The organism is Megasphaera sp. AM44-1BH (assembly GCF_003467125.1).
Lineage (GTDB): Bacteria > Bacillota > Negativicutes > Veillonellales > Megasphaeraceae > Megasphaera.
The window spans coordinates 68,429-81,791 of sequence record NZ_QSFA01000004.1 but is presented as its reverse complement, the minus strand read 5'-3'; the positions used below and the strand labels follow the sequence as shown (position 1 = coordinate 81,791).

Annotated in this window: 11 protein-coding genes; all 11 read left to right on the top strand. The window is 36.7% G+C overall.

Translation table 11 applies throughout. The annotated features are described in order from the left end of the window. Positions 1 to 104: 104 nt before the first annotated feature. The 11 genes from DW949_RS04800 (at position 105) to DW949_RS04745 (ending at position 13,201) form a co-directional block, all read left to right on the top strand. Complete coding sequence (locus DW949_RS04800; RefSeq protein WP_118022113.1) at positions 105 to 1,163, top strand: acyltransferase; 1,059 nt, start codon at positions 105 to 107, stop codon at positions 1,161 to 1,163. Positions 1,164 to 1,195: 32 nt separating this feature from the next. Further along, positions 1,196 to 2,077 carry a glucose-1-phosphate thymidylyltransferase RfbA gene (gene rfbA / locus DW949_RS04795; RefSeq protein ID WP_118022112.1) on the top strand — a complete coding sequence of 294 codons (882 nt, stop codon included), beginning with the start codon at positions 1,196 to 1,198 and terminating at the stop codon, positions 2,075 to 2,077. Positions 2,078 to 2,184: 107 nt separating this feature from the next. Then, complete coding sequence (locus DW949_RS04790) at positions 2,185 to 2,586, top strand: four helix bundle protein (RefSeq protein WP_199595748.1); 402 nt, start codon at positions 2,185 to 2,187, stop codon at positions 2,584 to 2,586. Between the two features lie 95 nt (positions 2,587 to 2,681). Next, positions 2,682 to 3,704, top strand: coding sequence for a dTDP-glucose 4,6-dehydratase (gene rfbB, locus DW949_RS04785; protein ID WP_118022111.1), 1,023 nt, complete (start codon positions 2,682 to 2,684; stop codon positions 3,702 to 3,704). A gap of 176 nt (positions 3,705 to 3,880) precedes the next feature. Next, complete coding sequence (locus DW949_RS04780; protein ID WP_118022110.1) at positions 3,881 to 4,240, top strand: four helix bundle protein; 360 nt, start codon at positions 3,881 to 3,883, stop codon at positions 4,238 to 4,240. Between the two features lie 96 nt (positions 4,241 to 4,336). After that, on the top strand, positions 4,337 to 5,248 hold the full coding sequence (rfbD, locus tag DW949_RS04775) for a dTDP-4-dehydrorhamnose reductase (protein WP_118022109.1): 912 nt from the start codon (positions 4,337 to 4,339) through the stop codon (positions 5,246 to 5,248). A 208-nt stretch (positions 5,249 to 5,456) separates the two neighbouring features. Next, on the top strand, positions 5,457 to 6,065 hold the full coding sequence (gene rfbC / locus DW949_RS04770; protein WP_118022108.1) for a dTDP-4-dehydrorhamnose 3,5-epimerase: 609 nt from the start codon (positions 5,457 to 5,459) through the stop codon (positions 6,063 to 6,065). 985 nt (positions 6,066 to 7,050) lie between these two features. Continuing rightward, positions 7,051 to 8,616: an RNA-directed DNA polymerase gene (locus DW949_RS04760; RefSeq protein WP_118022106.1), complete on the top strand. Its 1,566-nt coding sequence runs from the start codon at positions 7,051 to 7,053 to the stop codon at positions 8,614 to 8,616. A gap of 383 nt (positions 8,617 to 8,999) precedes the next feature. After that, positions 9,000 to 9,608, top strand: coding sequence for a sugar phosphate nucleotidyltransferase (locus DW949_RS04755; RefSeq protein WP_118022105.1), 609 nt, complete (start codon positions 9,000 to 9,002; stop codon positions 9,606 to 9,608). A gap of 296 nt (positions 9,609 to 9,904) precedes the next feature. After that, entirely contained in the window at positions 9,905 to 10,960 is a 1,056-nt protein-coding gene (locus tag DW949_RS04750) for an ATP-binding protein (RefSeq protein ID WP_118022104.1), read from the top strand. Further along, positions 10,961 to 13,201, top strand: a complete 2,241-nt coding sequence (locus tag DW949_RS04745; protein ID WP_118022103.1) for a S8 family peptidase — start codon at positions 10,961 to 10,963, stop codon at positions 13,199 to 13,201. Positions 13,202 to 13,363 lie beyond the last annotated feature (162 nt).

Genomic DNA, 13,363 nt, shown 5'->3' with positions numbered 1-13,363 from the left:
GTTGTGTTTTTATAAATTTATAATTAAAGTTTTTACAGTAATGAATAACAAGTAAGTTTGCTCATATCGACACACTCTGTATTGTAATCAAACGAGGTTTATGAATGAATGATTCAAGCTATAATAAAAGTAAACAGAGAATTTATGCTTTTGATTTTATTAAAGCTGCTTCTGCATTAGGAATTATCTGTTTTCATTTCGGATGTCATGCTCAAAATTTAAATTGGTTAGTTTCCCTGCCTAACTATACTGGTAGTTGGGGGAGCGTTCTAGTTGCTGTTTTTTTCTTGACTTCTGGAGCGCTCTTATATTTACATCATAATAAAATCGACTCTGTATGGAGATTTTACAAAAGAAGATGGATAGCTATATTCCCTGCATTTTATTTAGCTTATTTATTTATATTTTTAGAAAGTCCAATACTTCATAATGCCACAATAGCGTTAAGACACCCTATAAAATATTATTTTTTTACATTTATAGGTATGGATGGGTACTTATTTGCATGGTTACAATTTCATACTTTTTATATTTTAGGAGAATGGTTTCTTGGTGCAATTATTATAGCCTATTTGACTTATCCAGTATTACTGGGGATAATAAATAAAAGTGAATTTTTTTCCTCAATGATAATTGTAACACTGTTTGTTGCAACTTATACATGGAACATGTTTTCTCAAGATCCATTTCGTAATGTTTTTAGTGTTATTTTTAGCTTTTATCTTGGTATGTTAATCATGAAGCATCAGATATTCTTAAGAGAATGGATATCTATTGTATCACTTGTTTTTTTGTTATTACTTCTTTTTATACCCGCTCAACGAGATAGTACGATTAGTGCACAAGCAGATGGATTATTACTTTTTTTCGTTTTTTATAGTATCGGTTCCAAGATTACAACGAATTCTATTTTGAAAAAAATTATAGTTTGGCTTAGCAATATATCTTATGAAATCTTTCTTCTACAACATGTTGTTATTTTATATATGTTAGAAATTTGGAATCCAAAAAATGTCTACTATGCGTTGGGATTATTAGGATTAACCATAGTAAGGATTGTCTTTGCTGCTTTTATTTTGCATTATGTAGTTAAGCAAATAGTATTTTTAGTAAATACGTATATAACTCCAAGAATATATCGTCGAATTAATTTAAATAAATAACATTATTTTAATTTAGTTAAGGAGTGATTTTTTTGAAAGGTATTGTATTAGCTGGTGGTAGTGGCACGCGTTTGTATCCGCTGACGATGGTGACATCTAAGCAGTTGTTGCCTGTGTATGACAAACCTATGATTTTTTATCCTTTATCGACGTTGATGCTGGCGGGTATCCGGGATATCCTGATTATTTCTACTCCGGTGGATCTGCCGAATTTTGAACGGCTCCTAGGAGATGGATCCCGCTATGGTATTCATCTGAGTTATAAGGTGCAGCCATCGCCAGACGGACTGGCTCAGGCCTTTATTCTCGGTGAAGCGTTCATAAATGGGGAATCGTGTGCCATGATTCTGGGAGATAATATTTTCTACGGTGCCGGACTGACAAAGCATTTGAGAAAGGCTGCTTCTAATACAGAGGGAGCTACGGTATTCGGGTATTACGTCGAGGATCCTGAACGGTTTGGCGTTATCGAGTTTGATCAAAATGGTAAGGCCATTTCTATTGAAGAAAAGCCTGAGAAGCCGAAGACCAACTATGCTGTTACTGGGCTCTATTTTTATGATGAAAATGTCTGCGACTATGCAAAGCAGGTCAAACCTTCTGCCCGTGGGGAACTGGAAATTACCGATTTAAATAAAATATATCTGGAAAAAGGCAATCTCAATGTCGTCACACTGGGACGCGGGTATGCCTGGCTGGACACGGGTACAATGGAAAGCCTGAGCGTAGCCGGGGAATTTGTCCGGGCCGTCGAAAACCGGGCAGGCATCCACATAGCAGCACTGGAAGAAATTGCCTATGGACACGGCTGGATCGACAAAGCCACACTCATGGAAAGTGCCATCAAATACGGCAAGAGCCCATATGGACAATACCTGAAAAAAGTAGCTGAAGGGAAGATTTTACCGGATTGATTTAATAGTGGCCAGTGGTTAGTGAACAGTGGTCAGAGAATAAAATGGTTGATGAAGGACATCCAGAGAATGTAGAGAGTTATAGTACTTGTAGGTAGATTGTTACCATGTATGTACTCGATACTGAATCCAGAGAGGTGATTGATATTTCCTTGAGATGTTTTCAAGATTTGATTGTTTGGCAGGAATCTATGCAATTGGCAAAAGAAATTTACAAATTAGTAAAGCTACTTCCGTCAGAAGAGCGATATGCACTGTCTGATCAAATGCGACGAGCTGCCGTTTCTATTCCATCAAATATTGCGGAAGGACAAGCAAGAAACTCGACCAAAGAATTTATTCAATTTCTTTATATTGCAAAAGGCTCTAATGCAGAATTGTTAACTCAGCTATTGTTATGTGCTGATTTTTCTTATGTAACGAATGAACAAACAGCAGAAGCAATCCTGTTAAGTAAAAAAGTTAATAGACTTCTAACTGGCTTAATACGTAGTTTAAAGAATAAATAATTTTTGTATTTACTGACCACTAATCACTAACCACCAACCACCGATTACACACCACTTGAAATACCGATAATGACTTATAATGGAGGAACCCTAGCATGAATATAATAATAACCGGCGGTGCCGGGTTTATTGGTTCGAATTTTGTATTTCATATGTTGAAGTTTCATCCGGAGTATCGGATTGTGTGTCTGGATAAGTTGACGTATGCGGGGAATTTGTCTACGTTGGCACCTGTTATGGATCAGCCAAATTTCCGGTTCGTCCGGGCGGATATATGCGATCGTAATGCTGTATATCAGCTCTTTGAGGAAGAGCATCCTGATGTGCTCGTCAATTTTGCTGCCGAATCCCATGTGGATCGGTCTATTGAAAATCCGTCGATTTTCCTGGAAACGAATATCATGGGCACGGCCGTACTCATGGATGCCTGCCGCAAGTACGGTATCCAGCGGTATCATCAGGTATCGACGGATGAAGTCTATGGAGACCTGCCTTTGGAACGACCGGATTTGTTCTTTACGGAAACGACACCGATTCATACGTCCAGTCCATACAGTTCCTCAAAGGCCTCGGCAGACCTCTTGGTACTGGCCTATCACCGGACCTATGGTCTGCCAGTAACCATCAGCCGCTGTTCCAATAACTACGGGCCCTATCATTTCCCAGAAAAACTGATTCCCCTTATGATTATCAATGCCCTTCATGACAAGCCTCTGCCTGTCTATGGAGATGGACTCAACGTGCGGGATTGGCTCTACGTAGAAGACCATTGCCGGGCCATCGACCTCATTCTCCAGAACGGTCGAGTCGGGGAAGTATATAACGTTGGTGGTCACAATGAAATGAAGAACATTGATATCGTCAAACTGATTTGCAAAGAACTGGGTAAGCCGGAAAGCCTAATCCATCACGTAACCGACCGCAAAGGCCATGACCGCCGCTACGCCATTGACCCGACGAAAATCCATAACGAACTGGGCTGGCTGCCAGAAACGAAATTCGCTGACGGCATCAAAAAGACCATCCAGTGGTACCTGGACCACGAAGACTGGTGGCAACCTATCATTTCCGGTGAATACCAGCAGTATTACCAGAAAATGTATGAGAACCGGGGATGAAGCCCCGGCGCAGGTCGCAGGGGTGAGCTGTCAGCAGCCAGTTGCGTCCATGGGCTTGCAGTCTCTGATGCTGAAAAATTAAGCAGGTGAATTGTCAGCGACGAATTTCTAGTTGCTAAAAAAGGGGGAGGTTTTAAGCAAACCTGGAATATGCTGTATTCTAGATAGGAGTTTACATGACGTTACGTTGTTACGAAGATTATACAATATGGCAGAAAGCGATGGATTTAGCTGAGGCTGTTTATGAGGTTACGTTAAAGTTGCCCGTTGAAGAACGCTTTGGTCTTTCAGATCAGTTGCGCAGAGCAGCGGTTTCGGTCCCCTCAAATATTGCAGAAGGACAGGCAAGACGAACTGATAGGGAGTTTTCTTATTTTTTGCATATTTCCAAAGGTTCTATTGCTGAAATTGAAACACAACTAAGATTGTGTGTACGATTTCATTATGTAGGAAAAGATGCAATAAGTGATTCCATGGAACTTTGCATGGAAGTAGGAAAGATGATTAATTCGTTGGTTTATAAGCTGAATAGATGAATTTGATAAATTACAGCGAGCCAAAGGCAATGCGCGCAGTGCAATTATTGGCTGCTGGCGGCTGACTGCTGGCGGCTGTTTTTAGGAGGAAAAGGCATGAAAATATTTGTAACCGGTGTCAATGGCCAGTTGGGGCATGATGTGATGAATGAGCTGGCATCCCGCGGCCATGAAGGGGTAGGCAGTGATTTGGCACCGCTCTATAGCGGGATAGCCGATGGAACAGCCGTAACCAGGATGCCCTACGTATCTTTGGATATTACTGATGCATCGGCAGTAAAACGAGTTTTAGAAGAAGTACATCCTGATGCCGTCGTACACTGCGCAGCCTGGACGGCTGTGGACATGGCAGAGGATGATGAAAATGTGGCCAAAGTCCGGGCAGTAAATGCTGGTGGTACACAGAATATTGCTGATATCTGCAAAGAGCTGGATTGCAAGATGCTGTATCTGAGTACGGATTATGTCTTTGATGGACAGGGTACCGAACCGTGGCAGCCAGATTGCAAAGAGTATAAACCACTAAATGTCTATGGACAGACAAAATTGGAAGGGGAACTGGCTGTTTCCGGCACGTTGGATAAGTATTTTATTGTCCGCATTGCCTGGGTATTTGGCAAAAATGGGAAAAACTTTGTCAAAACTATGCTTAATGTAGGAAAAACACATGATACCGTGCGTGTCGTCAATGATCAGATTGGAACGCCGACATATACATTTGATTTAGCCCGTCTGTTGGTCGATATGATTGAAAGCGATAAGTATGGCTATTATCATGCAACCAATGAAGGCGACTATATTTCGTGGTATGATTTTACCTGTGAAATCTATCGGCAGGCTGGATATACAACGAAGGTAGTACCGGTAACAACAGCAGAATATGGCCTGTCTAAAGCCAAACGGCCGTTCAATTCGAGACTAGATAAAAGTAAACTTATCACCAACGGATTCAAACCGTTACCAGACTGGAAAGACGCCTTGCGGAGGTATTTGAAGGAACAAGGCTGAAACCTTGTTTGCAGACCGCAGTTTGCAGATTGTTAGTCGTAGGTAGTTCGTCGTAGGTCGAAGGGCATGATACGTTATGAATACCATGCTTCGTGAAAATGATTAACGGCTTTTAACAAAAAATCGATGAACGATGAACGACCTACGAAGAACGACAACTTTGACGAACGAACTACGATAAACGGATTTTATGAAGGGAGATAATACAATGGGTCAGATACAAGTTGAAAAGAATGTAGGTGGAATAGACGGACTATGCGTCATTACGCCAACAGTACATGGTGATGCACGTGGTTATTTCATGGAAACCTATAATCAAAAAGATATGGAAGACGCAGGATTTCATATCAATTTTGTTCAGGATAATCAATCTATGTCTACAAAAGGCGTACTGAGGGGACTTCATTTCCAGAAACACTTTCCTCAGTGCAAACTCGTCCGTGCCGTCCGGGGCAGTGTATTTGACGTGGCCGTTGATTTGCGCCAGCACTCACAGACCTATGGAAAATGGTATGGCGTGGAACTGACCGATGAAAACAAAAAGCAATTCCTCATTCCTGAAGGCTTTGCCCATGGTTTTCTGGTCCTCAGCGATGTAGCTGAATTCTGCTACAAAGTCAACGATTTCTGGCATCCCAACGACGAAGGCGGCATGGCCTGGAATGACCCCGAAATTGGCATCCAGTGGCCCCATGTAAAAGGCATTTACAAAGGAAACTGCTCTGCAGAAGGGTATACCCTGGACGATGGCACGCCGCTGAATCTCAGTGATAAAGACCAGCAGTGGCTGGGCCTGAAAGACACATTTAAATTCTGATATACGGTAGAATACGGCCTAAGACGAAAAGACCTGGGCCCATCATTCCGCGAATACCTAAAAGAGCTATAGGCATATAACATTCCAACCATATATCAAACATAAACCAAAGCCCCTGCTGCCAGATTTCCCATAACTCTGACTGGTAGGGGCTGATTCATAGCCAGCATAGTTGAATATTCAACTTATGCTGCATCTATCGTAGCGGGCTGATGAGTTATATGGGGAGATTGGAAATAACCGGGAATTTCTTCACATTAACCAACTCCCGATTTATTTATGCAATTATCATACAATTGTGGTATAATAAAAACAATATATATTTGCTTATTGGGATAATTCTCTCTGTGATTTTTCTTGGGTTAAGTATCACTCTTGATATAAAAATTCCTTTTTGTAAAAATATTTTATTAGATTTACAATTGAATTTAAAGGAGTGTGTTGCCTTTATGACAATTTTTCCCTTTACTCTTTTGGTGGGAAATGGTGTATGCGGGTGTGATTTCAACCATTTTAGAGATGCATGGAGAATTTCCTTTTGAATATAAGGTATACACGCCATTGGGTTCAAATCCCTACACACCCACCGCTTATTTATCTGAAAGATTGCAATTCTGCATGAGTTGTAGTTTTTCAGATTTTTTTCTGATATGTTTATGTATTTTCAGTAAAAAATTGTATCACGATCTTATATCTTCATAAATGGTTGATAGGAAAATGTAAACTAATCAAGGAGTTTAATTTGATTATTTTATATGAACTAATATGTTTATTGAAATATTAGTTATATGATTTTAGTATTTTCATTAGATCCAGTACCAATTTAATCGGATTGCTGTTAGTAGTTTTGTTCTTGGCTGAAATAAAGTATTTATACAATTATATGTAACAGCTAAAAACAGCTGTCAGTTCATATAAATAATGACTGAAAGCAATAGGCAAAAATTTTTATTATAGTTATGGTACATATGTGGAGAAACTAAAAATGAAAAAATATTATCAGTATTATCTGGATATAACAGAAGACAAGCTGTTTGAAGGCCTTTTAGGATATGGCATGTTTTCAAATCGATTGCCGCCTATTTTTTCTTCTGTTGATTTTTTCGAGAAAAGCAGTAAAATTGAACAATATTTACAATCAGATAAAAAATGTCATGATTATTTAAATTTTAATGTATTAAGAAATACTGGCGATTATAGAACAATTAATATACCTAACCCGATTGCTTATTATCATCTATGCTGCTTTTTACGGAAAAACTGGAATAAAATTCAGAATTACTTTAGAGAAACTACCAAAGATCAAAATATTAATATCAGTCAAATTCATTTACAGTATAGGGGTAATAAGAAAAGCCTTTTCGAAATGAAATCATATGAAGCAAAGTGTGAGTTAGATTCTGAAGATAGTTTGATAGTTGGGAAAAGATATTGTGTAACCGCTGATATTTCTTCTTGTTTTCCTAGTATTTATACTCATGCAATTCCTTGGGCATTAATTGGAAAAACCAACGCGAAGAAGGAAAGAAACGATGGCTGCTGGTATAATGGTCTGGATAAATGGTGTAGAAACGTTACTAATGGAGAGACGCATGGAATATTAATTGGACCACATTATTCGAATTTGATTTCAGAAATTGTTCTCACGAAAATAGATAAAAAAATCATATCCGACAAATGGCAGTTTGTTCGATACATTGATGATTTTCATTGCTATACAAAAAATGAAAATGATGCAAATGCATTTTTAATTCAATTATATAAAGCATTACAAGAATTTGGTTTAACATTGAATAGGAAAAAGATTTCAATTACAAGATTACCTCAAATTAATAAGGATGATTGGATTTCAGTACTTAACTCTGATGAAATTGTGGAGAATAAAGAGATAAATAGTTGTCGTAAATTAAAAGCTTTTTTTAATAAAACATTGAAATTACTTAATGAAAATGATGATAATATAGCCATACTTAATTATGCAATAAAAATTATATCTAGCAAAAAATTAGCATCTAAAGTGGAAAAATATTTTATTGAATATGTATTTCATTTAATTTTTATTTATCCCTATTTAATTACTATATTAAATAAATGTGTGTTAAAGAAGTATAAAATATCACAAATAAAACTAGAAAATTATATATCATTATTGTATAGTGAAGGAAGAGAGCAGGGCAATATTGAGGAACAATGTTATGCGATTTATTATGCTATTATTTATAACGTGCAAATAATTTCTCTTGAAGAATTATTTAAAAATATTCATGTGGAAATGAGTAAAGAATTAGATGAAGATAATAATGGGATACTTAATTTATTGATATGGTGTTATTTTAAAAACAAGAAACGAAATAATGCAATAAAAACAATAGAAGACTATGCAGCTACACTGGCAAATGAAAGGGTGGGGAATATAGACGATAATTGGCTGTTTCTTTATGAAATATTACCTGCAAATAAATTAAATCAACCTTATAAGGCTATGAAAAACGAATCTATTTCTTTTTTATCCCCTGAATTAAAGGAATATATAGATAACACGGGTACATAATTCTATCAAAAATAAAAAAATGCAGGACGCAAACGTTTCTTTATAAGCAACTGATAGATTCTGACAATAAAACGTATGTTAATTTGGAATTAGAACCGAAGATTAAGAATATGTCAAAGCTAAACCATATTTCTTATTGAGTCCTTAAAATTTTTAAAAAAATTGAGATGAACCTTAATGATCAGATGAATATTTTGTTGGTGAAAACGAAGTGGGGAAGAGTACTGTTTTAAATGCTATTAAGCTCGTATTGAATCAAGATTATTGATATGTAAGCCGTTCTTAAAGACCTGTTCAATGACCATGGGAAACGGGCTATTGAAGACCATTTCGACACCAATGTAGAACTAGAGCATGCCTTGTACCAAAAAGGGAAAGATCAGATGCTAAAGATGGTACAGGATATTTCGGCAATCAACATTCATTATATCCATCAAAAACATGTCCGTGGCCTGGGAGACGCCATCCTTTGTGCTAAATCATTCATTGACCATGATCTATTTGCCATCCTTCTCGGCGATGATATGATGTATAATGATCAGAATCCTGCACTACAGCAACTATTACAAGCCTATGAAAAAACAGGAACAACCATCATAGGATGTCAGCCAATGACGGAAGAACAACTGATACCCGTAGATGTTCTGGAGGGAAGCCAATGTGCCGATAGTGGACTCATACTTGTTCACAACATACAAGAACTGCACAAAGCACCTGAAGACAACCAAACCTACAATTGCCTGGGAAGATACATCTTTACCCCGGATATCTTTGAAATCCTGAACCGGGTAGAACCAAGGGAAGACGGAGAAATCCACTTGCACGATGCCCTGCGCCTCATGCTGGACCGACAGACTATATACGCCTGCCCAATACAAGGCAAACGATACGACACAGCCAACAAACTGGACTACCTAAAAGCAACGGTAGAATACGCCCTAAGACGAAAAGACTTGGGCCCATCTTTTCGCGAATACCTGAAAGAGCTATAGGCGCATAACATTCCAACCATATATCAAATATAAACCAAAACCCCTGTCACCAGATTTCCATGAGTCTGACTGGCAGGGGCCAGCTTTTAGATAGTATAGTTGAACATTCAACTATACTATCTAAAAAATTGTGTAAAGGCGGATGTGGAAATAACTTAATGTAAGATATTTTAGTTCAATCTATCAAAATAAAGCATAAAAACAATAAATTGTCCCAATATTGAAAAAAATGTCCCAGTAAGCTATAATATCATAAGAGATAGTAACTGTCATAAAACATAAGGAGCTGGAGTGTGATGAAAAAGAAAGATATTGTGAATTTAATTAAGTGTCATGCAGAAGGAAATGATGCCGGATTTAGAGCTACTGCTTATCAAATCGCTAAAGAATTCGATCAAGATGGAGATACCCAATTAGGTCTTTACCTCATGTCACTTTTATCAGATGCTAATACTTTTGTACCACAAGTGCAGGAAAGTAAAGAAAATTACAAAGGATTACAGTATTTTGATAAGGTTTCTGGTTGTGAAGAAATGCTGCTTTTACCTGATGTAATTATGAATGATGTCTTAGGGATTGTGAATGCTATTAATCATCATATGGGGATTCATCGTTTTTTATTTGAAGGATCTCCGGGCACAGGAAAAACAGAAGCAGTAAAACAACTTGGCAGAATCTTAAATAGAGACGTTTATATGGTGAATTTCTCTGAGCTTATTGATAGTAGGTTAGGGCAAACTGCTAAAAATATAATGGCATTATTTGAAGAAATGAATGGAATTTATCAAAAATACAATATGATTTTCTTATTTGATGAAATTGATGCATTGGCTTTAGATAGAACGAATAATAATGATTTGCGGGAAATGGGAAGAGCTACTTCCACTTTATTGAAATGTCTTGACTCACTGGATAAGGATATTATTTTAGTTGCTACAACCAATCTTTATTCTTATTTTGACAAAGCTTTAATTAGAAGGTTTGATTCAGTAATTAGTTTTAATCGGTATACCCAAGATGATCTGTTGGACATTGCTGAAAAAATATTAAACCGATACTTGGATCAATTGCATTTAAAAAATCGGGATATTCGGCTATTTCGTAAGATTATGAAACTAATAGATTACCTGCCTTATCCAGGTGATTTAAAGAATATGATTCGCACAGCGATAGCTTTTAGCAATCCTAATGATGAGTTTGATTACTTTAGGCGATTATATAGTACGGTTTGTGGAAAAACTCCAGAAAATTTAATTGAATTAAAAAGACAAAAATTTACAGTAAGAGAGATAGCTATACTAACAAACAAATCTAAGAGTACTATTGATAGAGAACTTAAGGAGGCATTATAAATGAATAACATATTGGAGTTAAAGGGGGTATTTCAACATAAACCAAATCAATCTCGAGGAGGAAGTATCTCACTAAAAAAAGGTCAAGTTGTCAAAGCAGAGCATATACTGACGCTGGCCAATGATTTGAAAAAAATAGCTGATTATTGGTCAGTACATTCTGAAATTGAAGGTGCTTTAGTTAGTGCTCATTATGTTCGTATTGTTCCTAAGTCAAGTCGCTTGCAATTTTTACTTTCATGTACTCGTGAATCACCAAACGATTTTATAGTAGGTGCAAAATTTGAGACTAATATTGGCTCGGATAATAAGAAGCATCATGTCTTTACATATTTTATCCCATTAGAAGCACTTTTTCGGACCATACATTCCTTAAAAGAGGCTTATGATGTTTTGATAAAACAATATCAAGGTAAGATTTCATATGAAGAATTTGAAGAATTAAAAAGAAAAAAAATCAAGTGTAATGGTTTATCTAAGACTGAATTTCGACAAATAATTGTAGATAGTTCTAATCTTCAATATTTTCGGATTGATAAATTGGAAAAGGATATTCATGAAGCATGCATTATAACAATTTACAAAACTAAGGTAAAAACACAGGAGTTATTGGGAAGATTTGGTATTTCAATTCCAGAAAGCAGAATACTTAATCAACTTACTATTCAAATGAATCCAGAAGAAATACACATGTTACTGGATAAAGCTCCATATCTAGTAGCCATGGGAGTAAATGATTTAACTCAATATATTCCTGAACACTTGACTGAATCCTCGGAAATTCCCAAACTTATTCCATCTCCTAAAAATGAACCTGTTATTGGTGTTATTGATACTCCTTTCAATAAAGATGTCTATTTTCATGAATGGGTAGATTATACAAATTGTTTGTCTGAGAATATCCCAATTGGGCCAATGGATTATGAACATGGAACAGCTGTTAGTTCAATTATTGTAGATGGCCCTAGAGGAAATCCAAACTTAGATGATGGATGTGGTCGTTTTAGAGTTCGACATTTCGGAGTTGCTGTTGCTGGTACATTTAGTTCCTTTTCAATTATTAAGCAGATTGGGAATATTGTACGACTAAATCGTGATATTAAGGTGTGGAATCTTTCTTTAGGTTCTGTATTAGAGATTAATGACAATTTTATTTCGCCAGAAGCTGCTGAACTAGATCGCTTGCAGAATGAATACGATATTGTTTTTATAGTAGCGGGAACTAATTTATCTTCTAAGCATGAAAAAAAATATAAAATTGGTGCTCCAGCAGATTCTTTAAATTCTATTGTTGTGAATTCTGTTAATTTTCAGAATCAAAGTGCATCGTATTCTCGAAGTGGACCTGTATTGTCTTTCTTTGTAAAACCAGATATCAGCTATTATGGCGGGGATAGGCAAAAGCATGAATATATAACGGTATGCAACAATGCGTTGGGTGCAAAGCAGGCAGCTGGCACTTCTTTTGCCGCTCCTTGGATTGCAAGGAAGATGGCATACTTGATTTATATTATGGGATTTACTCGGGAAGTTGCTAAAGCGTTGCTGATAGATTCAGCAACGGGCTGGTATTGTAGGCCAGATATAAAAAAGGGATATGGCATAGTACCTGTATCTATTCAAGATATTTTGCAATCTCCTGATGATGAAATTAAATTTATCATTTATGGAAAAACTAAGAATTATTGCACGTATACATATCAACTGCCTGTCCCAGTTGTAGAGAATAAGCACCCTTATCTTGCAAAAGCTACTTTGGTCTATTTTCCGTTGTGTAATCGTAATCAAGGCGTTGATTATACTGACACGGAATTAGATTTGCATTTTGGACGATTAAAGATTGATAAAGCACAACATTTACAAATAAAATCCATTAATGGAAATTTACAAGCCGAATCGGGTCAGCATTCTATCTATGAAGAGGATGCTAGAAATGATTATCGGAAATGGGATAACGTAAAAATAGTTGCTGACCCAATATATAATAATATGAAACCTCGTAAAGCTTACGAAAAAGGACTTTGGGGTATCAAATTATATTGCAAGGAGAGATTAAATAAGCATGCTCGACAAGAAGTTCCATTTGGTTTGATTATCACGTTAAAAGAGATAAAGGGAATAAATCGGATTGAATTATTCAAGCAATTATGTCAAGTTAGAGGATGGATTGTAAATGATGTCAGTGTAGAAAATAGAGTTCAGGTATATTTGAAAGGGGAAGAAACTATTCGATTAGATTAAATAGAAGAAATCGGAAATTATGTAATAACTAAGGTAGCGTCAAGCTTTTTAAATAGTTACCGTAAGACGATTGCAAGGAGAAAAAGACATCTCCTAGACCACAATCGCTGTTAGTAAGAACTGCACAAAGCACCTGAAGACAACCAAACCTACAATTGCCTG